Below are 19435 nucleotides of genomic sequence, written 5' to 3' on the forward strand. Positions count from 1 at the left end.
GCTTGCGACATGACCGTTCCCGCCCACCCCACCTTCGACGACCTGCTCGACCGGGCCGGCTCGCTGCCCCTGCGCCGCCTGGTCGTCCTGCTGTGCGCCGTCGTCACCACCCTCGACGGCTTCGACACCCAGTCGATCGCCCTGGCCGCGCCGAGCATTTCCCGCGAATGGGGAGTGCCGGCCGCCGCGTTCGGCAGCGTGTTCGGCGTCGGCCTGGCCGGCAGCCTCGTCGGGACGGTGCTGCTCGGCAGGCTCGGCGACCGGTACGGCAGGCGCGGGCTGCTCCTCGCCTCCGTGGGGCTGTTCGCCGGGTGTTCGCTCCTGACCCCGCTGGCGGGGTCGGTGCCCGCGCTGGTCGTGGCTCGATTCCTGACCGGCATCGGGCTCGGCGGCGCCCTGCCCGCCGCGATCACCCTGACGTCCGAGTTCGCGGCGCCCCGGCGGCGTGGCTTCGTCGTCGGGCTGATGTTCTGCGGATTCCCGTTCGGCGGCGTGCTCGCCGGGCTCGTCGCGGCGCCGTTGGTGCCGTCGTGGGGCTGGGCGAGCGTTTTCGTGGTCGGCGGCGTGCTGCCGCTGGCGTTGCTGCCGGTCATGCGGTCGCTGCCGGAGTCACCGCAGTACCTGCTGCAGCGCGGCGAACACGCTCGGCTCGACCGGGTCCTGGCCCGGATGGACGCCTCCGGCGTCCGGATCGCGCACACTCCCGCCCCGCCCCGTTCCCCGGTGGCCCGGCTGTTCGCCGACGGGCGCGCGCTCGGCACGGTGCTGCTGTGGACGACCCTGTTCCTGGCCCTGATGCTCGCCTACCTGCTCGTCAACTGGGTTCCCCTGGTCACCAGGGCGGCCGGCGCCGGGCCGGCCGGGGCGTCACTGGCCGTCGCCACCTTGAACGTCGGCGCGATCGCCGGCTGCCTCGTGCTCGGCCGGATCGCCGACCGGCGCCGGCCCGTCGTCGTTGTCGGCGTGGGTTTCCTGCTCGGCGCGGTGGCCATCGCCGGGCTGGCCTGGGCGGGTGGGTCGAGCGGCGCGCTGTTCGTGGTGACTTCGGTGACCGGCTTCTTCGCGATCGGTTCCCAGATGTGCCTGGCCGCGGTGTGCGCGGGCTTCTACGAGACGCCGTCGCGGGCGACCGGGGTGGGGGCCGCGATGGGCGCGGGGCGGGTCGGCGGCATTCTCGGTCCGGTGCTGGGCGGCGTGCTGCTCGGCACGGGCTACTCGTCGTCGACGATCTTCCTGATCACCGCCGTGGCCGCCGTACTCGCCGCGGTCACGATCGTCCTGGCGGGGCGGACCGCGCCGCGGCCGAGCCCGGTCATCGTGGCGGAGGTGGCGCGGTGACCTGGTTCGCGCTGGCCACGGCCGAGATCGACGGGCACGCCCGCGCCGCGCTGCGGTTGGCGGACGGCAGCCTGACCGCACCGGCGGCGCTCGCCACGCGGACGGTGCGCGACCTGCTCGACGACTGGGACGCGGCCCTGCCGTTACTCGCCGAGCTGGCCGAGAACGGTGGGTCGACGGTGCCGCCGGACACGCCGTTGCTCACGCCGGTGCGGTATCCCGACACCCTGCTCGCGGTCGGCGCGAACTACGCGGGCCACCTGCGGGAGATGGGGCTGACGGTGCGGCGGTGGGACCCCATGCCGTTCTTCCACCGGCCACCGCGCACGTGTCTGGTCGGGCCGGGTGACACCGTCCGCATCCCCGACGCCACCCGGCAATTCGACTGGGAGTGCGAGCTCGCGGTCGTGCTCGGCCGTCGCCTCCGCCGCGCCACCCGGGCCGAGGCCCGAACCGCCATCGCGGGCTACACCATCGGGCTCGACCTGTCCTGCCGCGACCTGATCCGGGTCGAGGACGACCTCGGGATCGATCTGGCCCGGGGCAAGGCCCAGGACACGATGGCGCCGTGCGGCCCGGTCGTGGTGCCCGCCCGGTTCGTTCCCGACGACGGCGATCTGCGCATCAGCCTGTCCGTCAACGACCGGCCGATGATGGACGCGTCGACCCGGGAGATGCTCTACCCCGTCGACGAGCTGCTCGCCGAGATCAGCCGGTACACGACGCTCGTGCCGGGTGACATCGTGTTCACCGGGTCGCCGGCGGGATCGGCGGCCGAGCACGGCGGCTGCTGGTTGCGGCCGGGCGACCGCATCGACGCGACCATCACCGGCATTCCGGCGCTGACCGTCACGATGAGGGAGAACTGATGGAACCGACCCTGTCCGGCATCCACCACCTCAAGCTGCCCGTGCGCGACCTGACGGCCGCCACAGCCTGGTTCGCGGACGCGTTCGGTGCCCGGCACGTCGAACGGTTCGACCACTACGACGATGCGGGCGAGCTGTTCGCGGTGATCATCATGCTGCCGGGACTCGACGTGCCGGTCGAGCTGCGCCTGGCCCCCGCGGCGGCCGAGGCGGTCGCCGGCTACGACCCGGTGACCTTCGGCGTGGCCGATCGCGCCGCGCTGCAGACCTGGGTGGACCACCTCGACGCCCGCGGCGTGGCGCACACCCCGGTGGTATCCGGGTTCATCGGGGACCTCGTCGAGCTGAGTACCCCCGACGGCCTGGCAATCCGCCTGTACACCGACCCGAAGGGCGGTTTCGACGCCGTGCGGCTCGACCGCGAGCGGGCGGACACCTCCTCGCCGCACCTGACCCACCGGCTCATGCGACGGTGACCGACGCCCAGTGTCCCGGACAGCGGCGAGCATCGGCAGGCCGCGACCGTCGGGCGCGGTAGACGCTGACCCAGTAGCCCGGGCCGGTGCCCGCGGCGACGGCGGCGACGGCGGTCGCCGTGGTTGGCGCGGGCGTCAGCCGGGTAGCCGTTCGTCGTGGACTCGGCGACGCAGGCCCTGTCCACCGGTGAAGCCGCCGTGTCGCGGTTGCCGCCGTCCTGAGGGCCTCCGCGTGCCGGCTGATCGCGACCGGAGGTTGTCATGTCTCAAGCGCCCGCCGCGCAACGCTGGGTGATGGCCGGTTACGACGGGTCCGAGCAGGCTCGGTCGGCGGTGGACTGGGCCGCCCGGGAAGCCGGAAGCCGCGGCTGCGCGCTGGCCGTGGTCAACGTCGTCCACTGGCCGATCCCGGGCCCCCGCCTGGTCCCCGGCACCGACGAGGCCACCCAGGAGCTGACCGCGCGCACGCAGGCCGAGGCCCTGCTCGCCGACCTCGCCGACGAGCTGGGCGAGTCCTGGCCGGAGCTGACCGTGCGCACGAGCGTCGAGTCGGGCCGGACCGCCGAGACGCTGGCCGGCCTCGCCCGGCAGGCGGAACTGCTGGTGATCGGGGAAGCCGGGCAAGGCGGGCTGCCCCGGGTCGTGCTGGGCTCGACCGCCGCCGAGGTGCTGCACACCTGCGAACGGCCGGTGGTCGTGGTCCGTCCCGCCGGTTCACCCGACGGGACCGGGCCGGTCGTGGTCGGCGTCGACGGGTCGGACATCAGCTCGGCGGCCGTCGCCTTCGCCTGCGATTTCGCCGACCGGCACCGGCGAGAACTGGTGGCGGTGCACGCCTGGACCGACCTGCCGATGCACGCCATGGAGCCCACCGGCGGCTGGGCCGAGGACTGGCAGGACATCCGCCGCCGCGGCCAGGAGCTGCTCGCCGAGTCGCTCGCCGACCACGCCCGGCGGCACCCCGACGTCGTCGTCCGCCGGACGATCAGCCTCGACCGGCCCGCCCGTGCGCTGCTGGACGCCGCCGACGGCGCCGCGCTGCTGGTCGTCGGCAGTCACGGCCGCGGCACGCTCGGCAGGCTCCTGCTCGGCTCGGTCAGCCACGCGATGATCTACCACGCGCCCTGCCCGGTCGCGGTCGTGCACGCGACCGGGGAGAGCCGAGCCGAGCCGTCGGCGCGGTGACGCCCATGCGCGTCACAGTTCGCCGGAATCGCGCGACGACGTGGCCGGCCGCGCTCTCGTCGCCGTGGGCGATGGCGGCCGGGGCGCTCGGCGTTTCCACGTCCGCTGTCCTGATCGGCGTCTCGGGTGCCTCCCCGGGAACGGCGACGTTCTACCGCTGCGCACTGGCCGCGGCGATCCTGCTGCCTCTGGCGGTCTTCGAGCGACGCCGCGAAGGTCACCCGGCCAAGCGGCAGCGAATCTACGCGTCGGTCGCCGGAGTGCTCTTCGCCGGCGACGCGCTGTGGTGGACCCAAGCGATCGGCGAGGTCGGCGCGGGACTGTCGACCGTGCTGGTCAACGCCCAGGTGGTGCTGGTCCCCCTGCTCGCCCTGGCGGTGGACCGCGAACCGGTCAGCAGGCGGTTCCTGGCGATCCTGCCCGTCATGATCATCGGGATCGTGCTCACCGGCGGCGTTCTCGAACACGGCGCCGGCCGCGACCCCGTCGGCGGCACGATCCACGCCCTTCTGGCGGCCACTTGCTATTCGGGGTTCCTGTTCTTGCTGCGGCGAGGCGGAAGCTCCGGCCGCCCGGTGCAGTCCTACTCGTACGTGCTCGTGAGCGCGGCGCTGGTCTCGCTCGGTGCGGGATTCCTTTGGCACGGCATGACCCTGGCACCGGGCTGGACCCAACTCGGCTGGCTGCTCCTGGTCGCGCTCGGCGGCCAGGTCGCCGGGTGGCTGCTCGTCGCCATCGCGACACCGCACCTGCCCAGCGAGACCGGCGCGGCCCTGCTCATGCTGACCCCGATCGGCGCCCTGGTACTCGGCGCCGTCGCGCTCGGCGAACGTCCGTCGGCTCTGCAGATCACCGGCAGCGCGGCAATCCTGGTCGGAGCGTTTTTCGTCTCCCGCAACGCGAACCGGGCCGGACACAGAGACTGAGAGCGCCCGCGAACCGGACATCGGTGTCCCGGCGGGAGCGCCCGATGCGCACCCGGCGTCAGCTGATGGAGCGGGTGGCGAGGTCGTCGAACTCGCGGTCGGGCAGGCTCCGGTTGAGCTCCAGGAGCTTGTCGGCGAGCCATCCCACGGCGTAGCGGGTCCGCGGGTGTTCGGCCTCGACGGCCTCGCGGATGGCCTGGGCGACCACGGCGGGGTCGGAACCGTCGGCGAGGCCGGTCTCGCCGCGGCGCGCCATGGCCTCGGCCATCTCCCGGTAGGCGCCCTGGCCAGAGTACTCCCGCAGCTGCGCGGCGGTCCGGTCCTCGAACTCGGTCTTGATGATGCCCGGCTGGACGATCACGACGTCGATGCCGAAGGGCCGGACTTCCATGCGGAGCGTGTCGGAGTACGCCTCCAGCGCGTGTTTCGAGGCGTAGTACCAGGAGCCGAGCGGCAAGCTGATCTCGCCACCGATCGAGGAGACGTTGACGATCACGCCGGAGCCCTGCGCGCGCATGCTCGGCAGGACGAGCTGGACGAGCCGGGCCGGGGCGAACACGTTGACCTCGAACTGGTCGCGGGCCGCGGCGAGCGGAACGTCCTCGGCGGCGCCGTGCAGCACCGTTCCGGCGTTGTTCACCAGGACGTCGATGCGCCCGTGCTCGTCCAGCACGGTGCGCACGGCACGGTCCAGGTCGGCCTCCCGGCGGGCGTCCATGGCCAGGGCGTGGCCACCGGCGTCGGCGAGTTCGTCCATTTTGGACACGCGGCGGGCGGCACCGTACACGACGTGGCCGGCGCGCAGCAGCTCCAGCGCGGTGGCGCGGCCGATCCCGGCGGACGCGCCGGTGACGAGGCAGATTTTGGGCACGGGTCAGTCCTCCCAGGCGACGGGCAGCTCGTGCACGCCGTAGATGAGCATGTCGGAACGCGGCGCGATCTCCCCGGCCGGGACGGCCAGCCGCAGCGTGGGGAACTTGCCCAGCAGGGCGGGCAGCGCCACCTGGAGCTGCACCCGGGCCCGCTGCTGGCCGAGACACTGGTGGATGCCGTGGCCGAAAGCCACGTGCCCGCTGGTCTTGCGGAGCAGGTCGAGAACGTCCGGGTCGGCGAAGTGCGCCGGGTCGCGGTTGGCCGCCGGCACGGACACCGTGACCGCCTCGCCCGCCGCGATCCGCTGGCCGCCCAGCTCCACGTCTTCCAGCGCGGTGCGCACGGTGAACGGGATGATGCTCAGGTAGCGCAGCAGTTCCTCCACCGCGCGGTCGGCGAGGCCCGGGTCCGCCCGCAGCGCGGCGAGCTGGGCGGGGTGTTCGAGCAGGGCGAAGACGCCCAGCGCCAGCTGGTTGGTGGTGGTGTCCAGTCCCGCGCCCAGCAAGGTGAACCCGATGTTGACCAGCTCGGTGTCGGTGAGGTCACTCTCGGTCAGGCCGCTGAGCAGGTCGTCGGTGGCCGTCTTCCGCTTGGCCTCGACCAGCTCGCCGATGAACCCGTGCAGCGCCGCGTACGCCGCGCCGGCCTGCTCCGGCGTGTTGTCCAAGCGGAACAGGTCGAGCGCGTGCTGGTGAAATCGGTCCCGGTCGGCGTAGGGCACGCCGAGCACCTCGCAGATCACCTGGGCCGGCAGCGGCCGGGCCAGGGCCGGCACGAGGTCCGCCGGGCTGCCCCGCTCGGCCATGGCGGTCAGGTGCTCGTCGGTGATGACCTGGATCCGTTCGGTCAGCCGGCGCATCCGGCGGACGGTGAACTGGCCGGCGAGAAGACGCCGGTACCGGGTGTGCTCCGGCGCGTCCATGGACCCGAACATCCCCGGCGGCGCCGGCTGGTCACCGCCCGGCGCGCCGGGGACCGGCAGGTGCCGCAGCTCCGCCCGGGCGCTGAACCGCTGGTCGGCCAGCACCTCCCGGACCAGGGCGTGACCGGTGACCAGCCAGCCCGTGTGCCCGTCCGGGTAGTCCAGCCTGCTCAGCGGGCCCCGCTCGCGCAGCCCCGCGGGTGGGTCGAACGGCCGGTCGGCCGGCCGCTCGGTCGGCAGTGTCCTGGTCACCGCGGTTCCCTTTCCGTCAACCCTTCACAGCACGCGGAACACTAAGGTCGAATTTCCTCCGCCAGCAAACTGTGATCAGCGTATAGGCAGGTAGAGTCCTGGAAATTGATGCAATGACGTGCGAGCTAATGCACCGATCGGGAGGACCGGATGCCGGGCAGCAGACTGAGCTACGAGGAACGCCGGCACGTCGCCGCCGGGCTGGCGGAAGGCCTGAGCTACGCCGAGATCGCCCGCCGGCTGGGGCGGCCGAGGTCGACGGTGATCCGCGAGGTGGCCCGCAACGGCGGCGCGCACGCCTACTGCGCCGGCCGCGCCCAGCAAGCCACCCAGTGGCGGGCCCGGCGCCGCGTCACCGTCTCGCCCCCGGCCGGCCCGGCGCCCGCGGCCGACCCGGCCGACCCGCGGGCCCGCCGTGAGTTCGAGGCGCTGTTCGCGCGGATGGCCACCCGGACCGGCGTCCCGGCGATGATGGCGAGAGTCCTGGTCTGCCTGTTCACCACCGAGTCGGGCAGTCTCACCGCCGCCGAGCTGGCGACCCGCCTGCAGGTCAGCCCGGCCTCGGTCTCCAAGGCGGTGGCCTGGCTGGAACAGCGCGGGCTGCTCCGGCGCGAGCGGGACGGCCGGCGCGAGCGCTACCTGGTCGACGACCACGTGTGGCACCAGGCCTGGCTGGCCAGCATGGAAGGCATGGCGCTGTGGGCCGACGTCACCAGGCAGGGCGCCGAACTCTTCGGCGGGAACACGTCGGCCGGGGCCCGGCTGCACGCCACCAGCGAGTGGCTCGAGCACGTCCGGCGGGACATGGTCCAAGCGGCCGAACACTGGCGAAAACCGTTGCCCGCCAAGCCCTGACCGCCAAGCCCGGCATGACGCCGCTCGCAAGCCGTCACCAGAAGGCAGGGAGCGGTGCCCAGTGGGCATGACGAATTCAGAACAGACCTCGGTCCTGATCACCGGAGCCGACAAGGGCCTCGGCTGCGAGGCTGCCAGGCGGCTCGCGGAACGGAGTTGGCCGATCTTCCTCGGCTCACGGGACGAAGGTGAATCCGGCGCGACGTCCCCTCAGGGGCCGAGTCGGCGAACTGCGCGGCCCGTGGCACAGGACCAGCTACGAGCTCCGCTCGATGACTCAGCAGATGCTGTCGGTGGGTTGGGGATTGGTCAGGCCGAACAGCGGGCGGAGCCGGATCCCGACCCAGGTCCCACCGAGTGCGAATGCTCCCCACAGCCAGCCGTGCAGGCTGCCGGTGGAGATTCCGGCCAGGTAGGCGCCGATGTTGCAGCCACCGGCGAGGCGTGCGCCGATGCCCATGAGGATTCCGCCGAGGATGGCCGCGGCTGCGGTCCGCCAGGGAATCTCCGCGCGAATCCTCCAGGTTCCGGCGGCCGCGGCGGCGACGGCGGCGCCGAGAATGATGCCGATGTCGGTGAGGCTCGTCTTGTCCGTCCAGATCGGGCTCGCCAGCGCCTTGGCGTTGGTCGTGCTCTGCCAGAACTCCCAGGTTTCCGGATGCAGGCCGACCAGTTGCAGCAGCTTGGCGCCCCACAGCGCGAACGCGAACGTCACACCCCACGGGCTGCCGGACACGAGCACCACCACGGCGGCGAGCACCCCCAGCACGACCGCGCCGGTCAGCAGCGGCCAGGAACCGCGGAACACCCGCGCGAAGCCCCGCGCGGTCGGGACGGCGTCGACCGGAGGCGGCGTGCGGCGGGCCTGGACCACGCGCGTCAGCACGACGACGAGCAGCAGCGCGGCGACGGTGATCGCCCAGGAGCCCCACCAGCCGACGTGGTCGGCCAGCAGGAAGCCGGACACCTGCGGCCAGCCGGTGAAGATCGGGTAAGCCCAGGTGAAGAGCACCGAGCCGGCGATGAAGCCGCCGAGTGTCGGCACGATCGTGGACTGGCCGGCGCCGACGGCGAACAGCGTGCCCGAGGCGCAGGCGCCGCCCAATTGCATGCCGACCGCGAACAGGGCCGCTCCGGCGAACAGCGCGAGCCCGATCGGCCCGGCGGTGAGCTTCGGCGTGCCGCCGAACAGCCCCGCTCCGGTCCCCGCGATCAGGGCGATCAACGTCGCCGCGGTGCCGAGCAACAGGGTGTGCGCGCGCAGCCCGGCGCCGTTGCCGACCGCGATCAGCTGCCGCCACGCGGAGGTGAAGCCGAACCGGGAATGGAACAGGGCCAGGCCGAGGAGCAGCCCGACCACCAGCAACGCGCCGTACTTGGCGCCGTAGGACGCCCAGACGTACCAGCTCAGGGCGGCGGACAACACGGCGGCGAGGGCCAGTGGCACCACCCGGACCGGTTCTTCGGGCGCGGGCCGCGGCGCGGCGCACGACGTGGGCGAGCTGAGCAGGAAGTTCCGCTCGGTGGACGTGGACATCGACACTCCAAAGAGGACATGGGGATCAAGGGATGCGGGTCGCCCGGTGCCACCGAACCGCGGGACGTCCACGAGAGGTCCGTGCGCCAGGGCTGCCCTGCGGCGGCCCCTCGCGGAGAGGGGCCGCCGTAGGGTCAGAGCGAGGGCAGGAGCTTGCCCGGCACGCCGTTGACCGACTGGATCAGGCCGAGCACCGGGACGCCGAGCGGCGCGAACGTCCAGATGTTGTTCAGGCCGCTCGTGTCCGGCTCGTCGACCACGACGACGTCCGGGGTGGCGGCGAGCGCCGGCGCGGCCGCGCCGAGCAGGGCCGCACCGGCGAGGACCGCGGCACCGGCCGCGCGGGCGAGGTTCTTCTTCATGGTTCGCGCCTTTCAGGAAACAGTGGTGATCAGGCCGAAGACGGGGGCGAGCAGGTCGACCGGCTGGCCGAGCGGGCCGAGCACGCTGCCGAGATCGACGCCGGGGACGAGCCAGACAGAGCCGTCGGTGGGGGCCGCGGACGCCACACCGGCGGCGAGGCCGGTGAACGCCGTCGCCGCGACGAGCGGCAGCAGCAGGCGGGCAGCAAGACGCTTCATGCTTTTCCTTTCCTCACAGGGTTTCAGCGGAGAACCGACGTGATCGGCACGATGGTTCCGTCGGGCACCCACTGGCCCGCGTAGTCGCGGTCCATCACCATTCCGGTGGCGTGGGGTTCGGTGGGGTACATCGGCATGGCGTTGACCTGGGCGGCGGCGAAGATCTGCACGTCCGCCGCCGGCCGGTCCGCGCCCAGCCAGTTCCGGAAGCCCCCGGCTGTCGGGTTCTCGCCCCCGAAGCGGTCGCCGACCGCGACGGCGTACCCGACCGCGGTCGCTTCCCGCGGGTCGAACCGCAGTGGCAGCGACGCGCTCGCCACCGCGTTGACGATCGGCCCGGTGAGCAGCCACGGCGCCAGGTAGAGCCCGTATTGGTGGGTGGGCTGGAGGCGCTGCGACTCCGCCGCCCGGGTCATCGCCGTGTACCCGGCGGCCCAGCCGGAGACGACGACCAGCGCGGTGTCGGGACCGGCGTCCGGCCGCACGGCCAGCCTGGTGCGCGCCGCGGTCTCGCGCACCAGCTTCGCGGCCGCGGCGCCCCGCGGCGAGTCGTCCCCGACCAGCGTGATCCCGGCCGGCTTGCGCTCGCCGAGGAACTCGACGAGCTTGACCAGCGCCCCGGCGTCGTCCGGTGACAGCACGTCGGACGGGCACGACGCCAGCACCTCGGCGCGGCCCGCGACCAGGCTCCCGAGCGCCGCCGAAGCGCATTCCGGCGCGTCGGCATCGGTGATCGGCGGGCCTGGGGCCTCCCCCGCGTCGACCTCGACGACCGTCGTCGTGCCGCCGCGGCGGATCTCAAGGTCGCTGCGCCCGGGCGGGAGCTCGACATCGGCCCAGGTGCCCTCGGCGCCGGGCCGCGCGACGGCCTGGGTGACCAGGCCACCGCGGACCCCGGCGGAGAGGTCGTTGCCCGCGCTCTTCGGGAAATGCACGACGTTGTGCCCCGGCCGTTGCGGGCTGACCAGCACCGGGAACCCGGCGTTGTCGGCGAGCAGCGGCACGCCCGGAACCGGCAGCGGCGGCGGCACCGGGATCGCGCCGAGCGCACTCCACGCGAGGAACCCGAGGGCGATGCCGACGACCCCCAGCCGGTACGCACGGCCCTTGACCACCGCGGCGAGCACGCTCACCACCAGCGGAAGGACCACGACGGCCAGGACGGCGAGCCCGAAGAGCGTCGAGTGGAGCCGCCGGTCGAAGCCGAGGCCGGACAGCCCGAACCGCACCGCGCCGGCGAGCACCAGGAGGCCGCCGAGGGTGATGGCCAGGGGCCCGGGGCGGATGGCCGTCGTCGGCACCGGCCCGGACAAGGCGAAGCCGAACCACACCGCCGCGCCGGCGACGAACACCGAGTCGAGCGCGAACTCGACGCCGGCCCCGCCGAGCGACGTCTCGAGCACCAGCAGCACCAGCAGCGCGAACGACGTCCAGCGAGTGGCCCGCGGGAGCACCGGCACCGCCACCGCGAGCACCACGTGGATCGCCACCGCGACGACGTTGACTTCGACGGCGAAGGCCGACGCCACGGCGAGCAGCACCGAAACGCCGCCGAGGACGTACAGCGCGAGACGCGGCCGCCGCCCCGGCGGCCACAGGAGGCCGCCGCCGGCGAGGAACGCCGTGGACAGCAGCAGGGCGAGCCGGAGGATCAACGCCAGCAGGTCCACAGTAGACGAACCGGTGGGCGTGGAGTGGTCGTGTTCCATCGGGACCTTCCGGAGAGGTGCGGGCGGGGTCGCGGACGACCCCGCCCGCGTCGGCTACTTGACGTTCGCGTCGGCGACCACGAACAGCTCGGAGTGCGGCTTGGCGTTGCCGAAGTCCCCGTGCGGCCACGACTTGCGGTTGAAGTTGATGCCGACCTGGCCGGTGAACTCGTCTCGGAAGTCCGAGTCGACCGACACCTTCCCGTCCGGGCCGAGGTTCAGCAGGTTGACCTTGTGGTCACCGTCCAAACCGGACCGGGCGACGAAGTAGTTCGACACCGCGAGGTGCTGCGGCGACGTCGTTTCGTGGTAGAAGCCGTCGTCGCCGAGCGCGAAGTTGTCGTAGGCGCCCCAGTGCGGGCCCGCGCCCGGCGTGCCGGGGTTGATCGGGGCCGCGCCGACGACGGTCGGCAGGTCGCCGCCCCCGCCCTGCTGCGCCTTCGCCTTCGTGTCGATCCGGCCTTCGATGTCCTCGATCCGGTCGCCGGCGTCGACCAGCTTCCGGATGTCGAGGACGTAGACGCCGCCGGTGGTGCCGGGGTCGTCGGCCGAGAGGGTGCCCTTCTGCCGCCCGACGATCGCGCGGTAGAGGTACTTGTCGTCCGGGCTCGTCTGGATCCAGCCGCCGTTGGAGCTGGCGCCGTTCGAGTCGTTGTTCGCGTGGATCGACTTGTTCGCCGCGCCGTCGTCGAACACCTCGATCCAGTGCGGCTCGGCCGCGGTGATGTCCGGCGTGTAGAACACCGCGCCGCCCTGCATGGTCTGGGCGAACGCGCCCTTGTGGCCCGGCAGGTTGGTCACCGTGGTCTCCATGACCGCGCGGCTTTCGGCGTGCAGCGGGTCGGCCGGATCGGCGCGCGGGCCGTCGGCCAGGTACGACACCGACTTCAGCTTCGGGTGGTCGCGGTCGGAGATGTCCCAGGTCCGCACGGTCGGGCGCCGCAGGTACGGCGACGGCTGCTTCACCGGGTCGAGGATGATGTTGCGCGGCTCGGCGTAGTCGCTGGTGACGAGCGTGTTCAGGTCCTCGCGGGCCTGGATGCCGTGCGGGTTGGCGCAGGTCGGCTTGCCCAGCTGCGGCAGGTTGTCGCACAGCTTGGCGTTGTCGCCCTGCGGGGTCGCCGCCGGGGACTCGGACAGCACCTGCGCGTTCTGTCCGAAGTGGACGACCTCGCCGGGACTGCCCGCGAAGCCGTTGCCGACCTGCGTGGAGCCGTCGGCGTAGGCGTGCGGGCCGGGCACGACCGGACCGCCCATGTACGTGCCGTACGCGGTGCCGTCCTTGAGGACCCAGTACGCGTCCGGGACGCTGCCGCCCAGGGTGTTCGTCGGCAGGCTGACGCCCTTGAGCTTCAACTGCGGCAACGCGCTGACGTCGAAGGCGTAGGTCGCCGCGGCGAACAGCGCCCCGGCGTAGACGGTGTCGCCCTTGTGCCACACGTACTGCATGTGGTGCGGCTCGTTCTCGACGAGCGGGCCGACGGTGGCGGTGTTGACGACCTTGCCGTAGGTCGGCGAACCCTGCGTCGCGTCGATCACGGCGAGGAAGTCCGGGCCGGGCAAGGCGTTCTTGACCTTGTTGAGCCCACCGCCGAGCGTGCCCGGCAGGTTCTTGACGTCCTTGACGAGCGTGTCGGCGATGTTTTCGTCACCGGCCCAGACGAGCAGCCACTTCTTCGGCGTACCGCCTGCCGAACGCGAATCGGCGGCGAGGTCCTTCGTGACCAGGTGGTTCCGCACCCAGTACTGCTTGCCGTCGGACGCGGTCTTCGCGTCGGTGATGGTCTGGACGTCGGCGTAGGCGCCGGTGGCCGAGCCGGTGTACGTGACGGCGCCGACGGCGAGAGCGAGTGCCGCGGCTCCGGTCACCACCTTTCGCCACCGGAGCGATTTCAACGACATGCATTCTCCCTGATTCCTTTGAACAGGCACAACGGAACAGACACTTCTTCCCTCCTTTCGGACACGCGAAAAGAGGGAAGACCGGAGTTGCCACGCGCGCCCGGAAACCACCGGCGCGCGGTGGAAAGCCGCCCGAAGGCGGAGAACCGTCAGAAAGTCCTACAGAGTGCGCTGGCCTGGTGGCGCAGATCAACGTGACGCCGCTGCACCAGACGGACGAAACCGGACATGGGCCAAATGGTCGCGTGCGCTGCCCGGACCGTCAAACCGTGATCAAAGAATGAGATGTCACCCTTGTGAGTGAAGACCGCACAGGCGGTCGCGCGGCCGAGCCTGAAGTCCTGCAGTCACGAGTTCCGATTGAGGTTTTCTCAGTAGGGCTGGGGCTGGGTGTGTTGTGCGCAGGTGAGGCGTGGGGCCGCTGGTAGGACTGAGTTTGCGAAGACCGAGTCCGAGATTCCAGAGGCCCCACGTGATTAGCTATGGTGCCACGCTTGATGTGGCGCGCGAGTTGACCCTGTTCGTTGCGCGTGTCCTGCGGACCGCGCGCCGGGCCCGTGGCACCCGCCGGGGCCGTCGGGCCCTGACCCCGTACCGGCAGGCGGTGCTGGTGCTGCGCTGGTTCCGCGACGCCACCCCAATCCACCGCCTGGCCACCGACCACCGGATCAGCGTGGCTACCGCCTACCGCTACCTGCACGAAGCGATCACCGCCCTGGCCGCCCACGCCCCGGACCTGCACCAGGTCCTGCACGAACGCCGGGCCACCGGGGACACCCACGTCATCCTCGACGGCACGCTGATCACCTGTGACCGGGTCGCGGCGACCACGATCAAAACCAAAGGCCGCAACCGGGGGGCCACCGTGCATCTGTGGTACTCCGGCAAGCACCGCGCCTTCGGCGGCAACATCCAGTTCCTGGCCACCCCCGACGGGTTCCCGCTCTGGGTCTCTCCGGTGCTGCCCGGCTCCCGCAACGACCTCTCCGCCGCCCGCGACCTGGACATCGTCGGCGCCCTGACCGCCGCCGCCGGGCAAGGCCTGACCACGCTGGCCGACAAGGCCTACCACGCCGCCGGCATCGGCGTCCTCGGCCGCCGAATCGGCGTCGTGTTCGCGCAGCGCCTTGACCAACGCGCGATGAGATTCCTGGGCCGAGGCGGCCGGCTTGGGCCACGTGGCCGGGTCCAGCTGGCGGGGAAATGCAGTTCGAGCAGGACTTCCTGGACAGGTTCCCCTCGATGGACGTGGCACTCGCGATGTACCACTCGCCGGAGTACCAGCGCGCGACGACGATCCGTCAGGCCGCGTGCGCCGGCGCGCAGCTCGTGCCGCTCGACGGTGGAGATTCCGTGACCGGTCCGTAGACCACTCCCCCACGGTGGCCTTCGTCGTCGAACAACCCACCGGTTTCGGCATCATCGACGACGGTGGCCCAGTGGACGGACGTCACCGCGTTGACCTTGATGCGCGCAACGGCGAGGCCGGGTCGACCCCGCCCGCCGCGATCGCCTTCAGGTCCGGCCCCGGGGCGTAGCCGTCCTTCCGTGAAGATCCGGCTGGGCCTCGGTCAGTCGATGCCTTCGACGATGCGGAAATCGCGCTCGACGCCATCGGAAAGTGCGACCAGCGCCTCCTGGTAGGCCGCACTCTCGCGCGCCGCGACGGCCTGTTCGAAGCTGTCGAACTCGACCAGGACCGTGCGCTCGGCGATGCCCGCGTCGTGCGCCACGACGCGGCCGCCTCGGACGATCGTCCGGCCGCCCGCGGCCTTGACCGCCGGGGCCGCCAATTCGTTGTACGCGGCCAGCTTCTCCGGGTCGGAAATGGTGCGGTAGACGCTGACCCAGTAGCCCTTGGGCATGGAACCTCCTGTGGTGGAATGACTTACGGGTCGATCTCGGACGAGCGTCGGCGGACGAGCGCGAGGCTGGTCAGCGTCGTGACCGCCATGGCGCCGACACCGACCAGCGCCGCGGTCGTGTACGCGCTGTTGTCGGGGAACAGGTGGCCCGAGCCGGTCCCCGCGGCGAGAACCAGGCCACCGATGGCGCTGCCCAGGGAGTACCCGACGCTGCGGACGACGTAGTTGAAGCTCATCGCGCTCGAAGTCTCGCTCTTGGGCGTGACGGCCAGGATGACGCCGGGCATCGCGGCCGAGAAACCGCCGACGCCGAAGCCGAGCACGCCCATCGCCGCGAACAGTTCGGCCAGGTTCGACCGGGCCGCCGCGAACAGGGCGAACCCGCCGCCGACCACGACGGCGCTGCCGGCCAGGAGCAGGGGGGGGGCGGCGATCCGCGTCCGGACCCGGGACGTGAGCTTGCCCGCCACGAACCCCAGCACCGAGAACGGGATGAGGACCAGCCCCGCGACGAACGTCGTCAGCCCGAAGCCGTAGCCGGCGCCGGGCGACGTCTGCGCGTACCGGGTGATGAGCGTGAGCAGGAGGTACATGCCGATCCCGCCGACGAACATGGCGAGGTTCGCCCCGGCGACCGCCGGGTGCCGCACCGCCCGCACGTCGACCAGAGGCGTCGAACTGCGCAGCTCGATGACGGCCCAGACGCACAGCAGCACCACCGCGACGACGGCGAGGCCCGCCGCCACGGCGAGGTGCCCGCTCCACAGATTCCGTTCGCCGGCGAGGAAGAGCACCAGCAACAGCGCGGCGGCCAGGACGACCGCGCCTGCCACGTCCACGCGGCCGGAGCGGCCTTCGGGGGCGTCGGGCACGGAGAGCCACGCCGTCAGCAGGGCAGCGGCGGTGACGAGCAGCCCGAGGCCGTAGGCGGCCCGTACTCCACCCAGATCGGCGAGCAGTGCGGCCAGCGGGTAGCCGACGCCGACCCCGATGATCGAGACCACCGAGATCAGGGCGATCACGGCCGCGCCTCGCTCCTCGGGGAGGTGGTCCCTGGCCACGCCCATCATCAGCGCCGTCAGCCCGAGCCCGACGCCCTGGGCCGCCCGGCCGGCCAGCAGCCACGCGAACGGCAGCGGCAGCACGGTGAGCGCGCTGCCGGCGACGACGACCGCCAGCGTGGCGAGAATCGTGGCCCGCCGGTGCGGGCCGGCTCCGAGCCGCCCCAGGACCGGCGTGGCGACAGCACCGCTGAGCAGCGCGACGGTCAGCGTCCACTGCGCGCTGTCGAGCGAGACGTGGAACGACGTCGCCACGCTGGTGATCAGCGGCGTGCCGAGACTGGCGACCGCCGCCACGACCAGAGCGATGAAAACCAGGGCGGGGACCAGCAGCCGCGTGCCGCTCACTGCCGCGGCCCTTCGCGGCTTTCGAGCTCTGCCAAGTGCTTCAGCGCCGGAAGGGCCGCCACCAGCGCCTCGATTTCGTCGCCGGTGAGTTCGCCGATCAAGCGCTCGAACGCGTAGACGCCCGCCTGCTGCCGTGTCCGGACGTAGGAAGCACCGGCCTCGGTCAGGCACACGAGCGTGACCCGCTTGTCGGACGCGTCACCGCGCCGCTCGACCAGGCCGGCCTCCTCCATGTTTCGGACGAGGGCGGTCATCGCGGGCTGGGTGACGCCCTCGACGGCGGCCAGATCGGTGATGCGCCGCGGGCCGGTCCGGTCCAGGGTGGCCAGGGTGGCGGCGGAAGTCAGGCTCATGTCCCGGGGCAGGCGTCGCGCGGCCCTGGTGGCCAGGCCGTAGAGGGCCGCCCCGACGGCGGCGGACGCGCCACGAGCTGCGTCTTGACGACTCACCCGCGAAACATAGCACATTTATATTTATGGTCTATGTAAATGACTGTGGGTCAGCGCGGAGGCGGCGCGTTTGACCGACCTGCCGCTCGAGACCCCGGATCACGGTCTGGCGCGAGCCGACGCCGGTACCAAGGTCGGCACGCCGGTTCTGCCAGGAGCTGGAGATCGGCCCGCGGGGTCGGGGACTCCAGCCTCGATCCCGGACGCTCGCCAGCCGTCAATCCACGCCCGCCAGCAGCTCGGCCAGCTCGCGCGGGTGAGTCAGTGGAGCCAGGTGCGGGGCCCGGAGGCGCACGACGTGGTCGGCGCCGTCGGCCATTTTCTCCTGGTCCGCGGGGAAGATCGTCTTGTCTTCTTCGCACAGGACGTACGTGACCGGGTGGGTGCGCTCCGGTTCGGTACCGGGCTGGGTGAAGCTGACCAGTGCTTGCACGCCCCGCCGGCCATGCGCCTCCGCGAAGGCCGTTTCGTCGAGCTCGGCGGCGAGCACCTCCCGCGCCAGCGCCACGTCGTCGATCACCCGAATCGTGCCGTCGTCGTCCGGCACGAGAAACTCGACGGGGTGCGGTGACCGTACGTCGAGGAGGGTCTGCCCTCGCTTCGGGCGGAACGCGGTGACGAACACGCTGTGGCGCACGCGTGGATGGCCGGCCAGCTCGGTTACCACCATGCCGCCGTAGGAGTGCCCGACCAGCACGACGTCGCGGCCGAGGTCGTCGATGAGGGCACGCACGTGCGCCACGTCGGCAGGCAGGTCACCGAGCTTCGCGGGGTCCGCTCCCCCGCTGGGCAACTGCTCCACGACGTGCACGCCGTGGCCCCGCGCCCGCAACAAGCCGGCGACCTGGTCCCAGCTCCATCCGGCGAACCAGGCGCCGTGGACGAGCACGTAGTCCATCTGATTCTCCTTTGAATCGCAGTGGATCGAAATGCGGTCAACGGGCGGCGGCTTTGCCGCTCCGGCCCAGGTAGAGCACCAAAGTCCCGCAGACCACGGAGGGCACCACGAGCGCGAGGAACACCAGTTGGGCACTCCAGCCACCGCTGAGCGCCGCACCGATGATCAGCGGTCCGAGGATGCCGCCGACCCGGCCGATGCCGAGTGCCCAGCCGACGCCCGTCGACCGCACCTCGACCGGGTAGAAAACGGAGGCCAGCGCGATCACGCTCTTCTGCCCGCCGCTGACCCCGCACCCGATCAGGAAGATGGCGATCAGCAGCAACCACACCGGTGCGCCCAACGCGACCGTCATCAGCGCCAGGAAGGCACCGCCGGCGAAGTAGAGCGTCGCCAGGCTGCCGAAGGCGCCGAGCCGGTCCATGGCGGGCCCGATCACGAAGGCCACCGCGATACCGCCGATCGTGGTCATCGAGGACGCGGTCGCCAGGGTGCCGCTGGAGTAGCCGTGGTCGGCGAGGATGGTCGGCAGCCAGCTTTGCAGGCCGTAGAACATCGCCAGGTTCAGCGCGAAAACCATCCACAGCAGGACGGTGCCGAGCAGCTGCCCGCGGGAAACGAGCTGACGGAGCTTGACCCGTTCCCCCTGGGCGGAGTTCTCGGCCTCGATCCGCGGATCGGTGAGCGCCGGCAGCGAAGGATCGATCTTGCGGAACACCGCGTACGCCGCCGGCTGCCGGCCGCGGCGAATCAGGAAGGACAGCGACTCGGGCAACCACACCAGCAACGCGAGCGCCAGAACCAGCGGCAGCACCGCGCCTGCCACGAAGACCGAACGCCAGCCGTGGGTGGGGATCAGCCAGTCCGCCGCGTAGTTGGCCGCGACGAAGCCGATCGAGAATCCGACGTAGATCGCGAGCACGAAGCTGGCCCGCAAGCGTTTGGGGCTGTACTCGGCGGTGAGGGCGATCGTGCTCGGGGTGGTCGCGCCCAGGCCGATGCCGGTGACGAAACGCAGTGTCAGCAGTTGCTCGGGGTTCTGCACCCAGACCGAGGCGAGCGTGCTGAGCGCGAACAGCAGGGTGCCGGCGACGACCAGCCGCTTGTGCCCGAACTTGTCCGAAAGCGGAGCGATCACCAGGTAGCCGATCATCAGGCCGACCAGCGCGGCGGAAAAGATCGGCCCCATGTCGGCCTTGGTGAGCCCCCAGTCCTTGGTGATCGCCGGCGCCATGTAGTTGATCGCCTGGGTGTCGAAGCCGTCCAGGAACATCACCAGACCGCACAGCAGCACGATGCCGAGCTGGAACCGGCCTGACCGGCGTTCGTCGATGAACCCGGGCAACCGCAGCGTCCGCGACTGTCCGGTGGTACTTGCTGACATGGAAA

General features: G+C 71.8%; 20 protein-coding genes and 1 pseudogene. 9 read left to right on the plus strand and 12 right to left on the minus strand.

Annotated features, from left to right (window positions below):
* Positions 1–9 precede the first annotated feature (9 nt).
* The 5 genes from QP939_RS47725 to QP939_RS47745 all read left to right on the plus strand — a co-directional run bounded on the left by QP939_RS47725 (position 10) and on the right by QP939_RS47745 (position 4794).
* Positions 10–1338, plus strand: coding sequence for an MFS transporter (locus QP939_RS47725; RefSeq protein ID WP_285453546.1), 1329 nt, complete (start codon positions 10–12; stop codon positions 1336–1338).
* Positions 1335–2207 (plus strand): fumarylacetoacetate hydrolase family protein, encoded by an 873-nt coding sequence (locus QP939_RS47730; RefSeq protein WP_285453547.1) that lies wholly within the window; start codon positions 1335–1337, stop codon positions 2205–2207. The genes QP939_RS47725 and QP939_RS47730 overlap by 4 nt, the downstream gene beginning before the upstream one ends.
* A complete protein-coding gene (locus tag QP939_RS47735) occupies positions 2207–2683 on the plus strand; it encodes a VOC family protein (RefSeq protein WP_285453548.1) in 477 nt (158 codons plus the stop codon). The genes QP939_RS47730 and QP939_RS47735 overlap by 1 nt, the downstream gene beginning before the upstream one ends.
* Positions 2684–2944: 261 nt before the next feature.
* Positions 2945–3868 (plus strand): universal stress protein, encoded by a 924-nt coding sequence (locus QP939_RS47740; RefSeq protein WP_285453549.1) that lies wholly within the window; start codon positions 2945–2947, stop codon positions 3866–3868.
* Between the two features lie 5 nt (positions 3869–3873).
* The gene (locus tag QP939_RS47745; RefSeq protein ID WP_285453550.1) at positions 3874–4794 is read left to right on the plus strand and encodes a DMT family transporter; all 921 of its coding nucleotides are present in this window, start codon (positions 3874–3876) and stop codon (positions 4792–4794) included.
* Positions 4795–4852: 58 nt separating this feature from the next.
* Here QP939_RS47745 and QP939_RS47750 read toward each other — a convergent pair whose 3' ends face one another.
* Positions 4853–5656, minus strand: a complete 804-nt coding sequence (locus tag QP939_RS47750) for an oxidoreductase (protein ID WP_434219693.1) — start codon at positions 5654–5656, stop codon at positions 4853–4855.
* Positions 5657–5668: 12 nt separating this feature from the next.
* Positions 5669–6841, minus strand: coding sequence for a cytochrome P450 (locus tag QP939_RS47755; protein ID WP_285453566.1), 1173 nt, complete (start codon positions 6839–6841; stop codon positions 5669–5671).
* A 150-nt stretch (positions 6842–6991) separates the two neighbouring features.
* Here QP939_RS47755 and QP939_RS47760 point away from each other — a divergent pair, with 150 nt between their 5' ends.
* Entirely contained in the window at positions 6992–7696 is a 705-nt protein-coding gene (locus QP939_RS47760; RefSeq protein WP_285453567.1) for a helix-turn-helix domain-containing protein, read from the plus strand.
* 277 nt (positions 7697–7973) lie between these two features.
* On the opposite strand, the gene QP939_RS47765 is transcribed toward QP939_RS47760, so the two are convergent.
* The 5 genes from QP939_RS47765 to QP939_RS47785 all read right to left on the minus strand — a co-directional run bounded on the left by QP939_RS47765 (position 7974) and on the right by QP939_RS47785 (position 13425).
* Entirely contained in the window at positions 7974–9233 is a 1260-nt protein-coding gene (locus QP939_RS47765) for a YeeE/YedE family protein (protein ID WP_285453568.1), read from the minus strand.
* Positions 9234–9367: 134 nt separating this feature from the next.
* A complete protein-coding gene (locus QP939_RS47770) occupies positions 9368–9595 on the minus strand; it encodes a hypothetical protein (RefSeq protein WP_285453569.1) in 228 nt (75 codons plus the stop codon).
* A gap of 12 nt (positions 9596–9607) precedes the next feature.
* Complete coding sequence (locus QP939_RS47775; protein ID WP_285453570.1) at positions 9608–9814, minus strand: hypothetical protein; 207 nt, start codon at positions 9812–9814, stop codon at positions 9608–9610.
* 23 nt (positions 9815–9837) lie between these two features.
* Positions 9838–11523, minus strand: coding sequence for a hypothetical protein (locus QP939_RS47780; protein ID WP_285453571.1), 1686 nt, complete (start codon positions 11521–11523; stop codon positions 9838–9840).
* 54 nt (positions 11524–11577) lie between these two features.
* A complete protein-coding gene (locus tag QP939_RS47785) occupies positions 11578–13425 on the minus strand; it encodes a hypothetical protein (RefSeq protein WP_285453572.1) in 1848 nt (615 codons plus the stop codon).
* Between the two features lie 673 nt (positions 13426–14098).
* On the opposite strand from QP939_RS47785, the pseudogene QP939_RS47790 reads away from it, so the two are divergent.
* The 3 genes and pseudogenes from QP939_RS47790 to QP939_RS47795 form a co-directional block, all read left to right on the plus strand.
* Positions 14099–14494: pseudogene (locus tag QP939_RS47790) on the plus strand (transposase family protein); the annotation flags it as partial.
* A 191-nt stretch (positions 14495–14685) separates the two neighbouring features.
* Positions 14686–14793: a DUF1330 domain-containing protein gene (locus QP939_RS52115; RefSeq protein ID WP_352249450.1), complete on the plus strand. Its 108-nt coding sequence runs from the start codon at positions 14686–14688 to the stop codon at positions 14791–14793.
* Positions 14794–14807: 14 nt separating this feature from the next.
* Positions 14808–14963, plus strand: a complete 156-nt coding sequence (locus QP939_RS47795) for a hypothetical protein (protein ID WP_285453573.1) — start codon at positions 14808–14810, stop codon at positions 14961–14963.
* Between the two features lie 33 nt (positions 14964–14996).
* Here the strand turns inward: QP939_RS47795 and QP939_RS47800 are convergent, their stop codons facing one another.
* The 5 genes from QP939_RS47800 to QP939_RS47820 form a co-directional block, all read right to left on the minus strand.
* Positions 14997–15290: a DUF1330 domain-containing protein gene (locus QP939_RS47800; protein ID WP_285453574.1), complete on the minus strand. Its 294-nt coding sequence runs from the start codon at positions 15288–15290 to the stop codon at positions 14997–14999.
* 23 nt (positions 15291–15313) lie between these two features.
* A complete protein-coding gene (locus QP939_RS47805; protein ID WP_285453575.1) occupies positions 15314–16699 on the minus strand; it encodes an MFS transporter in 1386 nt (461 codons plus the stop codon).
* The gene (locus QP939_RS47810) at positions 16696–17148 is read right to left on the minus strand and encodes a MarR family winged helix-turn-helix transcriptional regulator (protein WP_285453576.1); all 453 of its coding nucleotides are present in this window, start codon (positions 17146–17148) and stop codon (positions 16696–16698) included. Before QP939_RS47810 ends, QP939_RS47805 begins: the two co-directional genes overlap by 4 nt.
* A 217-nt stretch (positions 17149–17365) precedes the next feature.
* Complete coding sequence (locus tag QP939_RS47815; protein WP_285453577.1) at positions 17366–18046, minus strand: alpha/beta fold hydrolase; 681 nt, start codon at positions 18044–18046, stop codon at positions 17366–17368.
* A gap of 37 nt (positions 18047–18083) precedes the next feature.
* Positions 18084–19430 carry an MFS transporter gene (locus tag QP939_RS47820; RefSeq protein ID WP_285453578.1) on the minus strand — a complete coding sequence of 449 codons (1347 nt, stop codon included), beginning with the start codon at positions 19428–19430 and terminating at the stop codon, positions 18084–18086.
* Positions 19431–19435 lie beyond the last annotated feature (5 nt).

The sequence above is a fragment of the Amycolatopsis nalaikhensis genome (assembly GCF_030264295.1).
Taxonomy (GTDB): Bacteria; Actinomycetota; Actinomycetes; order Mycobacteriales; family Pseudonocardiaceae; genus Amycolatopsis; species Amycolatopsis nalaikhensis.

Bases quoted from the DNA above. Each gene is read 5' to 3' on its own strand.
- QP939_RS47725 (WP_285453546.1), top strand. From the start codon at position 10: ATGACCGTTCCCGCCCACCCCACCTTCGACGACCTGCTCGACCGGGCC.
- QP939_RS47735 (WP_285453548.1), top strand. From the start codon at position 2,207: ATGGAACCGACCCTGTCCGGCATCCACCACCTCAAGCTGCCCGTGCGC.
- QP939_RS47740 (WP_285453549.1), top strand. From the start codon at position 2,945: ATGTCTCAAGCGCCCGCCGCGCAACGCTGGGTGATGGCCGGTTACGAC.
- QP939_RS47745 (WP_285453550.1), top strand. From the start codon at position 3,874: ATGCGCGTCACAGTTCGCCGGAATCGCGCGACGACGTGGCCGGCCGCG.
- QP939_RS47760 (WP_285453567.1), top strand. From the start codon at position 6,992: ATGCCGGGCAGCAGACTGAGCTACGAGGAACGCCGGCACGTCGCCGCC.
- QP939_RS47765 (WP_285453568.1), bottom strand. From the start codon at position 9,233: ATGTCCACGTCCACCGAGCGGAACTTCCTGCTCAGCTCGCCCACGTCG.
- QP939_RS47770 (WP_285453569.1), bottom strand. From the start codon at position 9,595: ATGAAGAAGAACCTCGCCCGCGCGGCCGGTGCCGCGGTCCTCGCCGGT.
- QP939_RS47775 (WP_285453570.1), bottom strand. From the start codon at position 9,814: ATGAAGCGTCTTGCTGCCCGCCTGCTGCTGCCGCTCGTCGCGGCGACG.
- QP939_RS47780 (WP_285453571.1), bottom strand. From the start codon at position 11,523: ATGGAACACGACCACTCCACGCCCACCGGTTCGTCTACTGTGGACCTG.
- QP939_RS47785 (WP_285453572.1), bottom strand. From the start codon at position 13,425: ATGTCGTTGAAATCGCTCCGGTGGCGAAAGGTGGTGACCGGAGCCGCG.
- QP939_RS52115 (WP_352249450.1), top strand. From the start codon at position 14,686: ATGTACCACTCGCCGGAGTACCAGCGCGCGACGACGATCCGTCAGGCC.
- QP939_RS47800 (WP_285453574.1), bottom strand. From the start codon at position 15,290: ATGCCCAAGGGCTACTGGGTCAGCGTCTACCGCACCATTTCCGACCCG.
- QP939_RS47815 (WP_285453577.1), bottom strand. From the start codon at position 18,046: ATGGACTACGTGCTCGTCCACGGCGCCTGGTTCGCCGGATGGAGCTGG.
- QP939_RS47820 (WP_285453578.1), bottom strand. From the start codon at position 19,430: ATGTCAGCAAGTACCACCGGACAGTCGCGGACGCTGCGGTTGCCCGGG.